The organism is Streptomyces acidiscabies, assembly GCF_020010905.1.
GTDB classification, from domain to species: Bacteria; Actinomycetota; Actinomycetes; order Streptomycetales; family Streptomycetaceae; genus Streptomyces; species Streptomyces acidiscabies.
In genome coordinates this window covers 2,475,108-2,492,172 of the sequence record NZ_JAGJBY010000002.1, presented here as the reverse complement: position 1 = coordinate 2,492,172, position 17,065 = coordinate 2,475,108, and the positions used below count along the sequence as shown (strand labels likewise).

The window sequence follows — 17,065 nt, the reverse complement described above, 5'->3', positions numbered from 1 at the left end:
CATCGGTTCATCCGGTACGGATCAGCCGCCGAGTTCCCGGTGACGTGCCGCCAGGTCGGCCGCGCCCTTCCCGGTGAGCGCGCCGTGCAGCCGCAGCCGGGAGATCCCGCCGTCCGGGAAGATGTCCACCCGCGCGTGCGTGCCGACGGCCGGTTCCGGGAGGACGAAGCGGTGGTTCGTGTCGGGTTGCAGGCGCGTGCGCGGGAGGATCTCGCGCCAGTCGCCCTCCTCGCCGTCCCTGACCGCGACGCAGGCCCAGCCGGCGCTGTTGCCCTTCAGGTAGGCGGTGTCGATCTCGACCGCGCGGATCTCCGACTGGGCGGCGAGGCGGTAGCGGATCCAGTCGTTGCCCTGGTCGCGGCGGCGGCGTGTCTCCCAGGCGTCGTCCATCTGGCGGGCGCGGCCGGGACGGATGGTGTTGGACGCCGGGGAGTAGAACAGGTTGGAGGCGTCCTCGGCGGCGCCGCCGTTCTCCAGAGCGACGACGTCGTAGGCGCCGAGGACGGCGAGCCACTCGGGGTCGGGGACGACCTCGCCGTACACGCGCAGGCGCGCGATGCCGCCGTCGGGGTGCTGGTTCAGGCGCAGGTGCGTGAAGCGCTGTTCGACGTCGACGGCGAAGCCGTTCGCGGCGTGGCCGCCGACCTCGGTGCGCGGGACGAGGGTGGTCCATTTGACGTCGTCGCCGAGGAGTTCCTCGGGGGACGGCGAGCCGGGTACCGAAGTCCCCTCCACGGACACGGCCTTGGGGTAGTTGCCCCGGAAGTGGGCCGTGTCGACGACGATGCCGCGGACGACGCCGGGGGCGCCGAGGCGGATCAGCGCCCAGTCGTGGTCGTCGGCCGTCGGCCAGGGGTGTTCGGCCGAGGCACCGCGCCTGCGGCGGGTCTCCCAGCCGTCCATGACCTTGCCCTTGTGCCCGAAGTGCTCGGGGTCGAAGACCGCGCGCCCGGGCAGCAGGAGGTTCTCCCGGTGGGCGAAGAACTCGTCGTTCGCGGCGATCACCCCGGCGCCGAGCTGCCGGTCGGCGAGGTCGGCGAGGTGCGTGAAGGGGAGGTCGGCGGCGCGGTGGTCCGCGTACGGATCGCCGCCCTGGTAGGGCTGCGCGTCGCCGGTGAAACGGGGGATCGCCGTCACGGGGGTGCCTTTCGGGAGTGGCCGGTGCGGGTGTCAGTGGTCGCGGGTCAACAGGCGGCCCTTCGGGGCGGTGAACTTGCCGTCGGCGTGGATGCGTTCGCCGCGCAGCCAGGTGGACTTGACGACGCCGTACAGGGTCCGGCCCGCGTACGCGGTGACGCGGTTGCGGTGCTGGAGGGCCTCGGGGTCGACGGTGAACGTCTCGTCGGGGGCGAGGACGGCGAAGTCGGCGTCGTGGCCGGGGGCGATCGCGCCCTTGCGGCCGTCGAGGCCCACCAGGGCGGCCGTACGGGACGACATCCAGCGCACGACGTCGTCCAGCGTGTGTCCGCGCGCGCGGGCGGCCGTCCAGACGGCGGAGAGGCTGAGCTGGAGGCCGGAGATGCCGCCCCACGCGGTGGCGAAGTCGTCGGTCTTCAGGTCGGCCGTGGAGGGCGAGTGGTCGGTGACCACGCAGTCGATCGTCCCGTCGGCGAGGGCCTGCCACAGGAGGTCCTGGTTGGCGGCCTCGCGGATGGGCGGGCAGCACTTGAACTCGCTGGCGCCGTCGGGGACTTCCTCGGCGGTGAGCGTCAGGTAGTGCGGGCAGGTCTCGACGGTGACGCGGACGCCGTCCGCCTTGGCCCGGGCGATCAGCGGGAGGGCGTCGCTGGAGGACAGGTGCAGCACGTGCACGCGCGCGTGGAGGCGTTTCGCCTCCTCCAGGAGGTGCGCGATCGCCGTGTCCTCGGCGTGGCGCGGGCGGGAGGCGAGGAAGTCGGCGTACTTCGGGCCGCCCTGCTGGGGGGCGGTTTCGAGGTGGTGGGGGTCCTCCGCGTGGACGATCAGCAGGCCGTCGAAGGCGGCGATCGCCTCCAGTGCGCGCGCGAGGTGCTCGCGGTCGAGGTGCGGGAACTCGTCGACCCCGGAGGGCGACAGGAACGCCTTGAAGCCGAAGACCCCGGCGTCGTGCAGGGGGCGCAGGTCGGCCGTGTTGTCGGGCAGGGCGCCGCCCCAGAAGCCGACGTCCATGTGCGCCTTGTCGGCGGCGACCTTCCGCTTCACGTCGAGGTGCTCGACGGTCGTCGTCGGCGGGAGGGAGTTGAGGGGCATGTCGACGAGGGTGGTGATGCCGCCGGCCGCCGCCGCGCGCGTGGCGGTCCAGAAGCCCTCCCAGTGGGTGCGGCCGGGGTCGTTCACGTGCACGTGCGTGTCGACGAGGCCGGGCAGTACGACATGGTCGCCGACGTCCTCCACTCGCGCGCCGGGCGGGAGCGGAGCGTCGTACGGCAGGACGGCGGTGATCACGCCGCCCGCGACCGCGATCGCGGCGGCTCGTTCGCCCTCGGGCGTGACCACGCGCGTGGAGCGCAGGACCCATTCGGCCTCGGACACGCGGGACCCCTCTCTGACCTGGGTTTACATCCCCGTAACGAAGTTCAACTTTCTGTTGAAGGAGTCTTCACTCAGCCCCTCCGGAGCGTCAAGAGCCCACCCCTCCGGCCTAGCACTTTCCGGATCGCGGAATTATGCTTTCACCTACCAGAACGTAACGACGCGCCACCGAGGAGTCAACACGCCACGGGTAGGCTGCTGGCTCCTGCCTGCCGAAAGGAACGCGCCGTGCCGCCGTCCAGCGCCAGCACCTCCGAGTCCGCCAAGTCCGCAGGCGGAGGAGTCCAGTCCCTCGAGCGCGCGTTCGATCTCCTGGAGCGGATGGCGGACGCGGGGGGCGAGGTCGGGCTGAGCGAACTGTCGGCGAGCAGCGGGCTGCCGCTGCCGACGATCCACCGCCTGATGCGCACGCTGGTGGCCTGCGGGTACGTCCGCCAGCAGCCGAACCGGCGCTACGCGCTCGGCCCCCGCCTGATCCGCCTCGGCGAGTCGGCGTCGCGGCTGCTCGGCACCTGGGCGCGGCCCCACCTCGCGCGGCTCGTCGAGGAGACCGGGGAGACCGCGAACATGGCGCTCCTGGACGGCGACGAGATCGTGTACGTCGCGCAGGTGCCGTCCAAGCACTCGATGCGGATGTTCACGGAGGTCGGCCGGCGCGTCCTGCCGCACTCCACCGGCGTCGGCAAGGCGCTCCTCGCCGGGTTCCCCGACGGGGACGTACGCGCCCTCCTGGGCCGCACGGGGATGCCCGCGGCCACCGAGAAGACCATCACCACCCCCGACGCCTTCCTGGCCGCCCTGGAGGCCGTACGCGCCCTCGGGTACGCCGTCGACGACAACGAGCAGGAGATCGGCGTCCGTTGCCTCGCCGTCTCCGTGCCGAACTCCCCCACCGCCGCCGCGATCTCCATCTCCGGGCCCGCCGGGCGCGTCACGGAACAGGCGACCGAGCGCATCGTCCCGGTGCTCCAGCAGGTCGCGCGCGAACTGTCCGTCTCACTGGCCAGCCAGAACGCCGGCTGACATGCGGTACTGGCCGGGCCACTACGTGGACCGGCACGGGCGCAAGGCGGTCGTCTTCGTCTCCGACGGGCGCGCTGCACTGCACGTTGCGGATGGGAGCCCCCACCGGACCGGGGAACGCGGCGGTCGACGAACAGTCCCTGAGCGTCTTCCTGCGACTCGACGGACACGACCATCACGCCTCCGAGGGCCTCCACGACATCGAGAGCGCCCTCCACGACATCCAGCGTCACCTGCCGTCCGGTACGCGCCTCAAGGCGTGCGTAGCGTGCGCGTGGTCCGACTACAGCCCCGCCGGGAGCGGGCTCATGGGCAGCCTCGCGTGCTTCCGGGACGCGAAGGACGCGTACCGCCGGGTCAGCGGCAAGCACGGCCCGGACGGCATCTTCGCGTGCTGGGACCTGCTGACGGAGTTCGTGCAGGAGACGTGGGTGTGCGGGGAGTTCGAGCAGCGGGTGGGCGACCCCGGGTACCGAGGAGCCTTCCCCGCGCCGAAGCTCTGCTGACCCCTCACCCCCGCCCCGGCCCTCCGAACAACTCCACCGCCGCCCGCACCTCCGACAGCCCCCGCGACAGCGCGCTCACCGACCCGATCGCCCCCGCCAGCGCGAGCAGCGAATTACGCAGGCGCGGAATCTCAGGCGTGCCGTGCGTCGTCATCGCCGCCAGCGCGGCGAGTTCGTCCTCGGCGATGGCCCGGTCCGGGAACTCCGCCGGATGCGTGGCGAGTTCGCGGCGCAGACGCGCGACGGCCGTACGTAACTCCGTGACTCTGGGATCCTCGTCGGTCACTTCCCTCTGCCCCACGCTCCGCAGCACCGCGTCTCCCCCCTCGCGCCATGACGCCCCGGGGCGGCGGTCGGGCCCGCCTCAGGACGCGGGCCAGTAAACGCCACCCGTACGGCGCGGCGCCACACAAAGGACGGAAAATCAGCCCCCCGCACGCACGCGCGGGAGGGCCGGTCCAGGTATGCAGGAGGGATGACGCACAACGAAGTCCAGGTAGCCGCTCTGCTGCTCGCTGCGGGCGGCGGCCGGCGCCTCGGCGGACGCCCCAAGGCGCTGCTCCCGCACAGAGGCCGCCCGCTGGTCGAACACGCCGTGACGACACTCCGTACGGCCGGTCTCGCGCGCGTGCACGTCGTTCTGGGCGCCGCCGCCGACACCGTACGGCGCACCGCGCGCCTCGACGGCTGCGTGCTCGTCGAGAACCCGGCGTGGGAGGAGGGCATGGGGTCGTCGCTGCGGGCGGGGCTGGAGTCGGTCGCCCTCACGCGCGCGCGTGCGGTGCTCGTGTCGCTGGTGGACCAGCCGGGGATCGGGCCGGAGGCGGTGCGGCGGGTGGTGGAGGCGTACGAGGGTGAGGGGTCGCTGGTGTCGGCCGCCTACGACGGGGTACGCGGGCACCCCGTGCTGTTCGGGTCGGCGCACTGGGCGGGGATCGTGGAGGCCGCCACGGGGGATCAGGGGGCCCGGGAGTACCTCCGGGGGCATCGGGTGCGGCTCGTGGAGTGCGGGGACGTGGCGGAGGCGTACGACATCGACGTGGAGGCGGATCTGGGGCGGCTGGAATCAACAGAGCATTGAAGTTCCACGATGAGGAAACTATTATCCATTGCACAGAATCTCGCCCCCCGCAGCGCACCCCCGCATAAGGAAGTGACCGCTCATGTCCGCACCGGCGCCGTCCCCGCTGACCCTCGTCGACGTCGAGCCCCTGCCCCGGCAGGAGGAGGTCCTGACGGACGCGGCGCTCGCTTTCGTGGCGGAGTTGCACAAGCGTTTCACCCCTCGCCGCGCCGAACTCCTCGCCCGGCGCGCGGAGCGCCGCGCCGAGATCGCGCGCACCTCGACGCTGGACTTCCTCCCGGAGACGGCGGCGATCCGCGCGGACGAGTCGTGGCGGGTCGCCCCCTCCCCCGCCGCCCTGGACGACCGCCGCGTCGAGATCACCGGCCCCACCGACCGCAAGATGACGATCAACGCCCTCAACTCGGGCGCGAAGATCTGGCTCGCGGACTTCGAGGACGCCTCGGCGCCGACGTGGGAGAACGTGGTCCTGGGCCAGCTGAACCTGTCCGACGCCTACCGGCGCAGCATCGACTTCACGGACGAGCGCACCGGCAAGTCCTACGCCCTGCGCCCGGACGGCGAACTCGCCACGGTCGTGATGCGCCCGCGCGGCTGGCACCTGAACGAGCGCCACCTCGTGGACGAGAACGGCGGCCAAGTTCCGGGCGCCTTCGTGGACTTCGGCCTGTACTTCTTCCACAACGCGCAGCGCCTGATCGACCTCGGCAAGGGCCCGTACTTCTACCTCCCGAAGACGGAGTCGCACCTCGAAGCCCGACTGTGGAACGAGGTGTTCGTCTTCGCGCAGGACTACCTCGGCATCCCGCAGGGCACGATCCGCGCGACCGTCCTGATCGAGACCATCACGGCGGCCTACGAGATGGAGGAGATCCTCTACGAACTCCGCGACCACGCCTCGGGGTTGAACGCGGGCCGCTGGGACTACCTGTTCTCCATCGTGAAGAACTTCCGTGACGGCGGCGCCAAGTTCATCCTCCCGGACCGCAACCTGGTCACGATGACGGCCCCGTTCATGCGCGCGTACACCGAACTCCTCGTCCGCACCTGCCACAAGCGCGGCGCGCACGCGATCGGCGGCATGGCGGCGTTCATCCCGTCGCGCCGGGACGCGGAGGTCAACAAGGTCGCGTTCGAGAAGGTCCGCGCGGACAAGGACCGTGAGGCGAACGACGGTTTCGACGGCTCCTGGGTCGCCCACCCCGACCTGGTCCCGATCGCGCTGGAGTCCTTCGACAGGGTCCTCGGCGAGAAGCCGAACCAGAAGGACCGGCTCCGCGAGGACGTCCGCGTCGAGGCCGCCGACCTGATCGCGATCGACTCGCTCGACGCGAAGCCGACGTACGACGGACTCGTCAACGCCGTTCAGGTGGGCGTGCGTTACATCGAGGCGTGGCTGCGCGGACTCGGCGCGGTCGCCATCTTCAACCTCATGGAGGACGCGGCCACCGCCGAGATCTCCCGCTCGCAGATCTGGCAGTGGATCGACGCGGGCGTGGAGTTCGAGAACGGCGAGAAGGCGACCGCGGACCTGGTCCGGACGATCGCCGCCGACGAACTCACCGCGATCAAGGCCGAGTTGGGCGAGGACGCGTTCAACTCCGGTCACTGGCAGCAGGCTCACGACCTGCTGCTCCAGGTCGCACTCGACGACAACTACGCGGACTTCCTGACGCTGCCCGCCTACGAGCAGCTCAAGGGCTGAGCCTCACGCGGGAGTCGGCCGTTCCGAGTGGCCCAGGGTCTTTCCCGGGGCCACTCGGTCGCGTACGGCCTTCTTCACGGCCGTGGGCTCCGGGAACCCCTGTTCACGCCGGTCCCACACGACCTCGTCGTTCGCCCGGACGATGAACACCCCGCCCGTGCCCGGCTTCAGCGCGAGTTCCGTCAACTCGCCCTCGAACGTGGTGAGTAGCTCCTGTGCGAGCCAGGCCGCGCGCGGCAGCCAGCGGCACTGGGTGCAGTACTCGATCTCGACACGGCCACTCATCCGAGGTGCACCGACCAATCCTGTTCGGCCGCGGGCTTGCCGTGCAGGTCGGGGACCTGCTTGAGCCACGCGGGGCGTCCTTTCTGGTTCGCCGCCGTGCGCTGGGCGTTCTCGGCGGCGAGTTCGTCCCGGGTGGGGAAGTCGGTGGGCAGCCACTGCGCGGAGGCACGTACGCGGGCGTGCAGGTACGCGACGTACGCCTCGCGGGCCTCGGCGGGCGTCGCGAAGTCCTCGGTGAGCCATGCGTCGGGGACCTCGGCAACGATTGCGCGGAGCAGGTCTTCCGTTACTTTCGGGGCGAGTTCGGCGTCGGCCGCGCGGACGTCCGGGGCGTACATGCCGAGCGCGTGGTGGCGGAAGTCGTACGCCTTCTGAGGCTCGGAGGCGTTCCAGCGGTGGTGGAAGACGAGGGCCGCGCCGTGGTCGATGAGCCACAGGCGGGGCGGGACCGTGCCGAGGGTGGGCCAGACCATCAGGTTGGAGCTGTGGACGGTGCGGTCGACGTTGACGGTGAGGGCGTCCAGCCAGACGACGCGGCCGGCCTCCAGAGAATCGACAGCAAACGCTTGTGCAACATCCGGCGTGAAGTCCCGGGCGCCCGGCAGGTAGTCCATGCCGAGGTTGAGTCCGGCGCTGGCCGCGTGCAGGTCGCGGACCTCCTGGTGCGGTTCGTCGTCCGCGATCAGGGGATCGAAGTGGACCAGCACCAGTTCCGGGAACCGCAGCCCCAGCGCCCGCGCCAGCTCGCCGACGATCACCTCGGCGACCAGCGCCTTACGGCCCTGCGCGGAGCCGGTGAACTTCACGACGTACGTCCCGAGGTCGTCGGCCTCGACGACACCGGGCACGGAACCGCCCGACCTGAGGGGGGTCACGTATCGGACGGCAGTCACTTCGCGCAGCACAGGGGCCAGCCTAAGGCAGGTCAGGGGCTGGCCAGCGGGTTGGGGAGCGGGAGGTAGCGGGCGTCCGCGCCGTCCGCTCTCGTCCAGCGCAGGAGGAGGTTCGTCTTGCCGGGGAGCGTCGGGGCCGACAGGAGTGCCTTCGCCTCGGGGAGGTCGTAGCGCTCCAACTCCCTTCGTACGGCGGGCCAGGGGGCGAAACCGGGGTGGTGTTCGGCGAGAGCCGCTGCGGTCTCGGCGAGGTGGTTGACGACGAGCGTGTACACGAGGCGTTCCCAGCCGGCCGCACGGTCGACGTCCGTGAGGAGCTTGACGCCCTCCGCGTCGCGGTAGAGGGCCTGTACGGGGGTGCCTTCGGCGTCCACCACGATCAGGGTGTTCTGGGCGTGGGCTTCGAGTACGACGCCTTTTGTGAAACCGGTTACTGCGGGTTGTACGACCGCCCTGAGGTACGCCGTCCACCAGCCCTCGGGGTCGGTCGTGGCGGCGAGGGGGTTGCCGTCGAAGCCCTCGGCGAGGGCCGCCGCGAGCAGGGGGGTCGCGGTGAGGTCGCCGAAGCCGTCTCGGACCAGGACGGCGAGTTCCTCGAAGGCGAAGGCGGCGGTGCGGTAGCCGCGGTCGCTCAGCCAGACGCCGGGGAGGGCTCGGGCCGCGGCCTCGTCCGTGCGGCGGAGTTTACGCAGGTCGTGGGCCCAGAGGCGGCGGATGTCGTTGGTGATGCGGACGTCCAGGCTGAACTTGAGGAACAGGTCGTGCGCGGGGGTGTAGACGGTGCGGATCGCGGCGGTCGGCCAGGCGTCGGGGGTGGTGGTACCAAGCTGGATCAGCCACTTTTCTGCAACCGCTTGCTGCAACGCCCCGCCGAGGAGGTCGAGCTGCCAGGGGTGCGCGGGGAGGAGGCGGTAACCCGGGGGCGCCTCGCCGAGTTCGTCCAGCGCGGAGACGTCCCCCTCCTCGACGACCTGGTCCTCGCGCACCCCGAGCAGGATGAGCGGGAAGGCGGCGTACGCCTCGGGGGCGTACGGCAGCCACCTCGCGGCCGGTCCGCCGCCGCGCGCTTTGGGGGCGGGGTGGTAGGGGTGACCGGTGACGAGGGACTGCTCGGAGCGGCGGTATGGGTCCTGCGGCGGGGCGGCGAGGGCGCGAGCTCCGAGAATCGCGGCGACGACCTCGCGGCTGTCGAGCATCTCGGCGGGGAGGTCGGGGTTGTCGAGGCCGGTGTGGAGACGGAGTTCTTCGGCGACGAGGGCTACGAGGGCGGGGTGGTCGAGGGGGCGGGCGGGGGCGGCGTGCTTACTGAGCTGAGGGCCGCTGCCCGCTCCGGGGGCTGCGGGCCTGCCAAGGCGGCGACCGGAATCGGACTCGGAGCCAACGGGCATATCGAGACGGCCACCGGCATGCGGCTCGGGAACGGCGGACCGGTCCAGGCGGGCACCGTCACCCGCTCCGGGCACCGCGCACCCGCCGAGGCGACTACCAGCGTCGGGCCCGCCGAAGCGGGAGTCGCCGCCCTCCCCCAGATCCTCGCGCCTGCCAGGGCAGCAACCGGCGTCGGGCTCGGAGCCGACGGGCCTACCGAGACGGCCACCGGCATGCGGCTCGGGAACGGTGGGCCGGTCCAGGCGGGCACCGTCACCCGCTCCGGGCACCGCGCACCCACCGGGCCGACTACCAGCGTCGGGCCCGCCGAAGCGGGAGTCGCCGCCCTCCCCCAGATCCTCGCGCCTGCCGGGGCCGCGACCGGCGTCGGGCTCGGAGCCGACGGGCCTACCGAGACGGCCACCGGCATGCGGCTCGGGGCCGACAGGCCGGTCCAGATGAGTACCGCCACCCGATCCGGGGTCCGCGAGCCTGCCGAGAGCGGGGGCGGGCCTGCCGAGACCGGAGTCGCCGCCTTCCTCCAGATCCTCCCGCCTGCTGAGGCAGGGGGCGCCGCCCGGCTCCAGATCCGCGCCCTCCTCAAGCCGCGAGCCGCCGTCCGACTCCCCGCCCACCACCAACTCCGAGCCACCGCCCAGCTCACAATCCGCGCCCTCCCCAAGCCGCGAGCCACCGCCCCCCACCAACTCCGGCTCAGTCGGCCTCCGTTCGCCTCTCACCCTCAGCAGCCGACCGCTCGGCAGACGGTGCACGCCGGGTTCGGGCGTCGGCTCCGCGACCTCCCGCAGCAGGCAGTTCAGCAGTGGCGTCGCGGCGTACGCGTCGGCCGTCGGGGGGTGGGCAGTCACTCGGTGCACTCGTTCTCTACGGTCCATGCGGGCGGGAGCGATCAGTATCGCCGTCGGTACAGCCTGCCATGACACCCTCCGTACGCTTCCGTCCGTATCGCCCGCCACCGGTGAACTCGCCCCAAGGAGCCCGTCCGTGCACCGTCCCCCCGCCGCCGAGGCCGCGATCGCGGCCGAACTGGCCGTCCACCGGCCGGACCTCGGCCCCCGGTACGCGGCCGAGCTGCCCGGTGCGCGCGCCGCCGTCCTGACCCGGCTGTGGCGCGCCCTCACCCACGAGCCCCTCCCGTGGATCACCGCCCACGAGCCGGCCGGGACGCTGCGCCTCGCGGACGGCCGCCGCCTGCACGGCCCGTCCCCGGACCCGTTCGCGACGGACGGATATGTCACTGTCGTGCATCTGGACGGTGCCGGATACGACGATCCCGCGCGCCTGATGACGGACCTGGGCGTCCCGCACGCAACGGGCTTCGCGGCCGAACTCGCGCACAGCACGGCGTCGTTGGCCCTGTCCCGGGCCAACCAGGAGGCGCCCGGCGAGGGTTGGCCCGCCTCCGACTGGGAGTGGGAGCAGCGCGTGGTGGACGGTCACCCGTACCACCCCAACTGCCGTTCCCGGCCCGGCTTCTCGGTGGCGGAGCAGCTCGCGTACGGCCCGGAGCACCGCCCGGACGTACGGCTGAGCCTGGTCCCCGTCCCGGTCGAGGAGTGCCTCGTGTCCGGCGAGTGGCCGGACGAATTGCGGGACGGCGCACGCCTGTTGATCCCGGCACACCCCTGGCAGGCCCAGCACGTCCTGAAGCGCACGACCGACGCGGGCCTGACAGCGCACCCCCTGATGTCCCTGCGCACCCTCGCCCTCCCCGACGGCGGCCCGCACGTCAAGACGGCGCTCAGCGCCCGCCTCACCTCCTCCGTGCGGGACATCTCGATTGGCTCGGTCCTCGCCTCGGCGACCCTCTCGGCGTTCGCGGAGACGGTCGCCGCACGCACGGACGGCCTCCTGCACGTCACCCGCACCCCGGGCGCGGCGACGGCCAACTCCCCCGACCTCGCGGCGGTCTGGCGCGAGTCGCCGCAGCGGTACGCGGCCCTCGGCGAGCGCATCGTCCCGGTGGCGGCGCTCCCGGTCACCGGACTCCCGTCCCGCCCGGGCTGGTTGGCGGACCTCGCCCGCCTCTGCCTGACGGTCGGCCTGCAACTCCTCGACCTGGGCGTGGCGTTGGAGGCGCACGGCCAGAACCTCCTGGTCGTCCTGTCGCAGGACGGCACCCCCGTGCGGCTGGTCTACCGGGACCTCGCGGACATCAGGGTCAGTCCAACTCGCCTGGCCCGGCACGGAATCCCCCTCCCGGACCTCCCCGAGCGGATCCTCACGGACGACGTGACGGCCCTGCGCAGCAAGCTGTTCGGCTCGCTGGTGGCGGGCGCGCTCGGCTCGACGGCGGGGAGCCGTACGGCGCTGGCGGAGGCGCTGGAGGCGGCCGTACCCGACGTATCGCCGACGGAGGACCTCGCGGCACTGCGTGAACAGCCGCTCCCCACCAAGGCGTTGACGCTGATGCGGCTGTCGCCGGGGGTGAGCGGGGACCAATGGGCGCTGCTGCCCAACCCGTTGAAGAACTGACCGCCTGTCGGGGCTCGTTTTGAAGCGGAGCGTCCCCGGTCCATAAGATCCGTCGATGATCAGAACACAACGGCTGGCGGCGGGAGTCTGCGCCCTGCTCGCCTCGTTCGCGGTCGGGCTCACGTTCCCGACCGCGGCGGCGGCCGACGAAACCACCGCTCTCTCGCCCAAGGTCGACCTGGTGCTCGACGTCAGCGGCTCCATGCGGACGAAGGACATGGACGGCGGGACGCGGATGGCCGCGGCCAAGCAGGCGTTCAACGAGGTGCTCGACGCGACCCCGGAGACCGTCCTGCTCGGTATCCGCACCCTCGGGGCCAACTACCCCGGCGACGACCAGAAGACGGGCTGCAAGGACACCTCGCAGCTCTACAAGGTCGGCCCGCTGGACCGCACCGAGGCGAAGACGGCGGTGGCGACGCTCTCCCCGACCGGCTGGACGCCGATCGGCCCGGCGCTGCTCGCGGCGGCGGACGACCTGGAGGGCGGCACCGGTTCGAAGCGGATCGTGCTGATCAGCGACGGCGAGGACACCTGCGCGCCGCTCGACCCCTGTGTGGTGGCCCGGGAGATCGCGGCCAAGGGCATCGGGCTGACCATCGACACGCTGGGCCTGGTGCCCAACACGAAGATGCGCCAGCAGCTCAGCTGCATCGCGGAGGCGACCGGCGGGACGTACACGTCGGTCGAGCACACCACCGAACTCACCGACAAGGTCAACCAGTTGGTGGACCGTGCCGCCGCGCCGGTGGTGACGCCGGTGGCCACCACGGGCGGGGCGACCTGTGCGAGCGCGCCGGTCCTCAAGTCCGGTCTGTACACGGACCGTACGGAGTTCGCGCAGCAGCGCTGGTACAAGGTCGAGGTCAAGCCGGGCCAGGAGCTGCGGAGTTCGGTGAGCGTCTCGGCCGACCGGGCCGTGGACCCCAACTACGGGCTGCTGGTGCGGGCGGTGACGCGCAGCGGCCGGGAGATCGTGCGCGGCGAGGCGTCGGGCACGGGCCGAACGGACGTCCTGTCCACGGGACTTCGCTATCCGAAGGAGGACAGCGACGAGGACGACGCACCGGCCGAGACGGTGTGTGTCCAGGTCACCACCTCGTTCTCCCCGGCCGCCGGGGTGAAGACGACTCCCGGTCTGCCGCTGGAGCTGACGGTGGACGTCGTGGACGCGCCGTCGCAGGCGAGCGACGTCGCCTCGTTCGGTCTCGGCCGCGGCTGGTGGCTGCTGGGTGTGCTGGTGCTCGTCGGCTTCCTGGCGGGTCTGCTCTGGGGCTGGCTGTCCCGCTGGCGTCTCGCGGTCTGGAGGACCAACTGATGCGTGTCGTACGAGTGTTGAGTGCCGCCCTGCTGACGCTGGGCCTCGCCGCGGCTCCGGCCGCCGCCGACTCCCCCTCCCCGAGCCCGTCCGGCGACGTCAAGGTGCCGACCTCGGCGGGCACGTCGTTCCGTACGGCGGCCGAGATCGAGCAGGGGCAGACGGCCACGGCCAGCGGCTCGACCGGTGACTACATGTACTGGTCGTTCCCCGCCGACGCGGGCCAACGCCCCACCGTCAAGGCCACGTTGAAGCTCCCCCAGGCCCACACGGGCCAGACCTGGCAGCTCGACGTGTACGACGGTCTGCGGCGCCGCCAGGCCTGCCAGTACGGCGCGCAGACGCACACCGCCGCGCAGGGCACCGGCTCCCTCGAACTCGCCTGCGTGCTGCGGACGGTGAGGTCCTGGTCGGAGCCGTGGGCCAACGACCCGCTGCCCGGCACGTATTACGTCCGCCTCACGGCCGTCGGCGTGAAGACCGCCGACCTCGGGCTGCCGGTCTCGGCCGAACTCCGCGTGGATTCCAAGGACATCGGCGGTGCGGCGGCGGTCGACGGCTCGCTCTCCGAGCCGCTGGTGCCCGGCATCGCGGTCACCAAGTCGAAGGACGACTCCAAGGCTTCGCTGTTCAGCCTGGAACCCGAGGACGGGTGGGACTCCGGCTGGTGGTCAAGTCGCTGGGTGTGGACCGGAGTCGGTGCGATCCTGGCCGCGCTCGCGGGGGTCGGCGGCTATACGCTGACCCGGGGGACGGGACGGCCCTCCCGGGTGCCGCCGGGGGCGTGATGCCCGCCTGATGGATCGTCAAGATGCTCACTGCCCAAGGGCGGTGAGCATCTTCCTTTTACGCCTCCCGCAACGCCTTCGCGATGGCTCCTTCGCCGCTCACCTCGACGCGGCCCGCGCGTACGGCGTCGAGGAGACTCAACTCCCCTTGCGCTATGGCCATGCACGTCGACGTGTCGAGGACCAGACCGGCGTCCGCCTCGACGGGGGCGACGCCGTCGCCGTACACAGGTCCCGTCACCTCACCGACGTACAGGTGGAACTCCCCTTCGTCCAGCCGCACTTGGACGACTCCCTCGCCCTCCAGGGCGCGGGCCAGGGGCAGGGCGAACCAGTGGGCGCGGACCGCGTCGGTGGGGCGGCGGTCCTGGAGTTCCCGCTCCCCCCACGCGCCGAGTGCCTGGAGGACCGGGAGCAACTCCCGTCCGCGCGGGGTGAGTTCGTACACGTACGCCGCGCCGGGCGGAGGCAGTTTGCGGCGGCCCGCGATGCCGTCGCGTTCCATGTCCTTCAGCCGGGAGGCGAGGACGTCCGTGCTGACGCCGGGGAGGTCGGCGTGCAGGTCGGTGTAGCGGCGCGGGCCGGCGAGCAGCTCCCGGACGATCAGCAGGGTCCAGCGGTCGCCGACGACGTCGAGCGCACGAGCGGCGGAACAGTACTGGTCGTAGCTTCGGCGAGGTGACATGCGACGCAGTCTAAACAAGTTGTTGGACTTTCCAAGCTCACACTTGGTAAAACCAAGCAACACAAGTTCCCGGAGGGACGCATGGAGTTCCGGCAGTCGAACAAGCTCAGCGAGGTCTGCTACGAGATCCGCGGGCCGGTGATCGAGCACGCCAACGCGCTGGAGGAGGCGGGGCACAGTGTGCTGCGCCTCAACACCGGCAACCCCGCGCTCTTCGGGTTCGAGGCGCCCGAGGAGATCGTCCAGGACATGATCCGGATGCTCCCCCAGGCGCACGGCTACACCGACTCGCGCGGCGTCCTCTCCGCGCGGCGCGCGGTCGCGCAGCGGTACCAGAACCTCGGCCTCGAAGTCGACGTGGACCACGTCTACTTGGGCAACGGCATCTCCGAGCTGATCTCGATGGCCGTCCAGGCGCTGATCGAGGACGGCGACGAAATCCTCATCCCCGCACCGGACTTCCCCCTCTGGACCGCCGTCACCACCCTCGCGGGCGGCAAGGCCGTGCACTACGTCTGCGACGAGGAGTCCGACTGGAACCCCGACCTCGCGGACATGGCGTCGAAGATCACCGACCGTACGAAAGCGGTCGTGATCATCAACCCCAACAACCCGACGGGCGCGGTGTATCCGAAGGAGATCATCGAGGGCATCCTCGACCTCGCCCGGCGCCACGGCCTGATGGTCCTCGCCGATGAGATCTACGACCAGATCCTGTACGACGACGCCGTCCACCACTCCGCCGCAGCGCTCGCGCCCGACCTGGTCGTCCTGACGTTCTGCGGCCTCTCGAAGACGTACCGCGTCGCGGGATTCCGTTCGGGCTGGCTGGTGGTGACGGGTCCAACTCAGCACGCGAAGAACTACCTTGAGGGCCTCACGATGCTGGCGTCCATGCGCCTGTGCGCCAACGCGCCCGCGCAGTACGCCATCCAGGCCGCCCTCGGCGGACGCCAGTCGATCAACGACCTCACCGCGCCGGGTGGCCGCCTCTACGAGCAACGCGACGTGGCCTGGCGCAAGTTGAACGAAATCCCCGGCGTCTCCTGCGTCCGCCCCAAGGGCTCCCTCTACGCCTTCCCCCGCCTGGACCCCAAGGTCTACCCCATCCACGACGACGAAAAATTCGTCCTCGACCTCCTGCTCCGCGAGAAGATCCAGGTGGTCCAGGGCACCGGCTTCAACTGGCCCACGCCCGACCACTTCCGCATCCTCACGCTGCCGCACGCGGACGATCTGGAGGCGGCGATCGGGCGGATCGGGCGGTTCCTCAGCGGGTATCGGCAGTAGGGGTGGGGACGGTTGGAGCCGGAACCTCGGCGGGTGCCTGCTGGGTTCCGGCCGAGAACAACCGCCCGACCAAGGGCAGAGCATCCCACAAGGGCCGGTAGGCAGAGGCCAGCACCACCAGACCTGCGGTCGCCAACAACCCCGACGCGACACCTCCGTTGAGAAGAACGTACGCCCCGGCGAACAATCCCGCCGCGACCACGAGTCTGCCCACGCCAGCCAGCAGACGGCGCACGAGCGGTTCGGTTACGGTTTCCGTCGGGTCCGGGGCCGGGGTGCCGGCGGTGAGACTGTCATCAACGATCACCAGGCTGGTGCGCGTGGCGCGTGACTCGCAGCTACGGCGCATGACGTCCGACACCAGCCGGGACAGGTCCTGCACGGCGGCTTCGCGGTCGCCCCCTTCCGTGAACAGGTAGCGGTGGTCGGCATCGGAGAGCGCCGCGATCAGGCGATCCGTGGTGCCCGACAGCTTCTTTCGGCCCTCGCGCGGCATTCCACGGCTCATGTGCCGCGTCTGGGCTCGCAGCGACCGGCAGAGCCGACTGAATGCCGCACGGTGGTTCTCCTGCGCGGATCCGTGGGTCGACCGGTCGGTCACAAGAAGCAACTCCAGGAAGATGAAGGCATCTTCGGCGACCTCTCCTGCGGGGTCGGAGGCCATCACGGCTCGCTGGTCGGCAGCCACGAGCAGGATGGAGACGATACAGAGACCCCCAATTGCGGCGACCATCCATGCAGGGGTGACCGTGTCCCGGTGGACCGGTGCCATCCACCACGCGGGAAGCACGACAACCAGCAGAGGGACCGCCTGGAGGCACGCGGAAACCCGTCGTCCGACAACCATTTGGTGCCAACGGTCGACAACGCGGCCGATCCCAGCCTCGTCCCCCTCGCTCCCCAGCTTCTCAAACAGTTCTCGGACACGCGCCTTGTGCTCTGCATGCCGAAACCGCTTCACCCCCGGGATCCGATACACCACCTCGCCCAGCACTCGGGTGCGGTTCTGCCAGCACATCCCGATGAACAAAGCCTCGAAACAGGTCCACAGGCCCCAAAGGAACGCCCATTGGGCGAATGCACTTCGCGTCATGACAGACAGCGTTGCATGCG

At 71.2% G+C, this 17,065-nt stretch carries 16 protein-coding genes and 1 pseudogene; 8 read left to right on the top strand and 9 right to left on the bottom strand.

Annotation, left to right across the window (positions count from 1 at the left end; all coding sequences use genetic code 11):
- Nucleotides 1-21: 21 nt before the first annotated feature.
- A complete protein-coding gene (alc, locus tag J8M50_RS37925) occupies nt 22-1,137 on the bottom strand; it encodes an allantoicase (protein WP_010355135.1) in 1,116 nt (371 codons plus the stop codon).
- Nucleotides 1,138-1,170: 33 nt separating this feature from the next.
- The gene (gene allB / locus J8M50_RS37920) at nt 1,171-2,511 is read right to left on the bottom strand and encodes an allantoinase AllB (protein WP_010355136.1); all 1,341 of its coding nucleotides are present in this window, start codon (nt 2,509-2,511) and stop codon (nt 1,171-1,173) included.
- Nucleotides 2,512-2,739: 228 nt separating this feature from the next.
- On the opposite strand from allB, the gene J8M50_RS37915 reads away from it, so the two are divergent.
- Nucleotides 2,740-3,534, top strand: a complete 795-nt coding sequence (locus J8M50_RS37915; RefSeq protein ID WP_010355137.1) for an IclR family transcriptional regulator — start codon at nt 2,740-2,742, stop codon at nt 3,532-3,534.
- A gap of 92 nt (nt 3,535-3,626) precedes the next feature.
- Complete coding sequence (locus J8M50_RS37910; RefSeq protein ID WP_010355138.1) at nt 3,627-4,040, top strand: DUF6304 family protein; 414 nt, start codon at nt 3,627-3,629, stop codon at nt 4,038-4,040.
- Between the two features lie 4 nt (nt 4,041-4,044).
- On the opposite strand, the gene J8M50_RS37905 is transcribed toward J8M50_RS37910, so the two are convergent.
- Entirely contained in the window at nt 4,045-4,353 is a 309-nt protein-coding gene (locus tag J8M50_RS37905) for a DUF5955 family protein (RefSeq protein WP_010355139.1), read from the bottom strand.
- A 162-nt stretch (nt 4,354-4,515) separates the two neighbouring features.
- On the opposite strand from J8M50_RS37905, the gene J8M50_RS37900 reads away from it, so the two are divergent.
- Both J8M50_RS37900 and aceB read left to right on the top strand, forming a co-directional pair.
- Nucleotides 4,516-5,121, top strand: coding sequence for a nucleotidyltransferase family protein (locus J8M50_RS37900; RefSeq protein WP_010355141.1), 606 nt, complete (start codon nt 4,516-4,518; stop codon nt 5,119-5,121).
- An 82-nt stretch (nt 5,122-5,203) separates the two neighbouring features.
- On the top strand, nt 5,204-6,829 hold the full coding sequence (aceB, locus tag J8M50_RS37895; RefSeq protein WP_010355143.1) for a malate synthase A: 1,626 nt from the start codon (nt 5,204-5,206) through the stop codon (nt 6,827-6,829).
- A gap of 3 nt (nt 6,830-6,832) precedes the next feature.
- Here aceB and J8M50_RS37890 read toward each other — a convergent pair whose 3' ends face one another.
- From J8M50_RS37890 to J8M50_RS50455, 4 genes and pseudogenes are all read right to left on the bottom strand, one after another.
- Nucleotides 6,833-7,114 (bottom strand): Rdx family protein, encoded by a 282-nt coding sequence (locus J8M50_RS37890; RefSeq protein WP_010355144.1) that lies wholly within the window; start codon nt 7,112-7,114, stop codon nt 6,833-6,835.
- Nucleotides 7,111-8,019: a HipA family kinase gene (locus tag J8M50_RS37885; RefSeq protein WP_029184057.1), complete on the bottom strand. Its 909-nt coding sequence runs from the start codon at nt 8,017-8,019 to the stop codon at nt 7,111-7,113. Before J8M50_RS37885 ends, J8M50_RS37890 begins: the two co-directional genes overlap by 4 nt.
- 20 nt (nt 8,020-8,039) lie before the next feature.
- A complete protein-coding gene (locus J8M50_RS37880; protein WP_373865703.1) occupies nt 8,040-9,536 on the bottom strand; it encodes an IucA/IucC family protein in 1,497 nt (498 codons plus the stop codon).
- A gap of 522 nt (nt 9,537-10,058) precedes the next feature.
- Nucleotides 10,059-10,271: pseudogene (locus tag J8M50_RS50455) on the bottom strand (IucA/IucC family siderophore biosynthesis protein); the annotation flags it as partial.
- A 109-nt stretch (nt 10,272-10,380) separates the two neighbouring features.
- On the opposite strand from J8M50_RS50455, the gene J8M50_RS37870 reads away from it, so the two are divergent.
- Genes J8M50_RS37870 through J8M50_RS37860 form a run of 3 tightly spaced genes read left to right on the top strand, consistent with a single transcriptional unit; the run spans nt 10,381 to nt 13,977 of the window.
- Nucleotides 10,381-11,871, top strand: a complete 1,491-nt coding sequence (locus J8M50_RS37870) for an IucA/IucC family protein (RefSeq protein ID WP_010355148.1) — start codon at nt 10,381-10,383, stop codon at nt 11,869-11,871.
- Nucleotides 11,872-11,926: 55 nt separating this feature from the next.
- Nucleotides 11,927-13,189 (top strand): VWA domain-containing protein, encoded by a 1,263-nt coding sequence (locus J8M50_RS37865; protein ID WP_010355149.1) that lies wholly within the window; start codon nt 11,927-11,929, stop codon nt 13,187-13,189.
- Nucleotides 13,189-13,977, top strand: coding sequence for a hypothetical protein (locus J8M50_RS37860; RefSeq protein WP_010355150.1), 789 nt, complete (start codon nt 13,189-13,191; stop codon nt 13,975-13,977). The genes J8M50_RS37865 and J8M50_RS37860 overlap by 1 nt, the downstream gene beginning before the upstream one ends.
- Nucleotides 13,978-14,035: 58 nt before the next feature.
- On the opposite strand, the gene J8M50_RS37855 is transcribed toward J8M50_RS37860, so the two are convergent.
- Complete coding sequence (locus tag J8M50_RS37855) at nt 14,036-14,662, bottom strand: winged helix-turn-helix transcriptional regulator (RefSeq protein WP_010355151.1); 627 nt, start codon at nt 14,660-14,662, stop codon at nt 14,036-14,038.
- Between the two features lie 81 nt (nt 14,663-14,743).
- On the opposite strand from J8M50_RS37855, the gene J8M50_RS37850 reads away from it, so the two are divergent.
- Entirely contained in the window at nt 14,744-15,952 is a 1,209-nt protein-coding gene (locus tag J8M50_RS37850; protein ID WP_010355152.1) for a pyridoxal phosphate-dependent aminotransferase, read from the top strand.
- Here J8M50_RS37850 and J8M50_RS37845 read toward each other — a convergent pair.
- The gene (locus J8M50_RS37845) at nt 15,933-17,045 is read right to left on the bottom strand and encodes a hypothetical protein (protein ID WP_029184058.1); all 1,113 of its coding nucleotides are present in this window, start codon (nt 17,043-17,045) and stop codon (nt 15,933-15,935) included. The genes J8M50_RS37850 and J8M50_RS37845 overlap by 20 nt on opposite strands.
- Nucleotides 17,046-17,065: the final 20 nt, after the last annotated feature.

Coding starts and splice junctions, on each gene's coding strand:
- J8M50_RS37910 (WP_010355138.1), top strand. CDS start 3,627: ATGGGAGCCCCCACCGGACCGGGGAACGCGGCGGTCGACGAACAGTCC.
- J8M50_RS37900 (WP_010355141.1), top strand. CDS start 4,516: ATGACGCACAACGAAGTCCAGGTAGCCGCTCTGCTGCTCGCTGCGGGC.
- aceB (WP_010355143.1), top strand. CDS start 5,204: ATGTCCGCACCGGCGCCGTCCCCGCTGACCCTCGTCGACGTCGAGCCC.
- J8M50_RS37890 (WP_010355144.1), bottom strand. CDS start 7,114: ATGAGTGGCCGTGTCGAGATCGAGTACTGCACCCAGTGCCGCTGGCTG.
- J8M50_RS37865 (WP_010355149.1), top strand. CDS start 11,927: ATGATCAGAACACAACGGCTGGCGGCGGGAGTCTGCGCCCTGCTCGCC.
- J8M50_RS37860 (WP_010355150.1), top strand. CDS start 13,189: ATGCGTGTCGTACGAGTGTTGAGTGCCGCCCTGCTGACGCTGGGCCTC.
- J8M50_RS37855 (WP_010355151.1), bottom strand. CDS start 14,662: ATGTCACCTCGCCGAAGCTACGACCAGTACTGTTCCGCCGCTCGTGCG.
- J8M50_RS37850 (WP_010355152.1), top strand. CDS start 14,744: ATGGAGTTCCGGCAGTCGAACAAGCTCAGCGAGGTCTGCTACGAGATC.
- J8M50_RS37845 (WP_029184058.1), bottom strand. CDS start 17,045: ATGACGCGAAGTGCATTCGCCCAATGGGCGTTCCTTTGGGGCCTGTGG.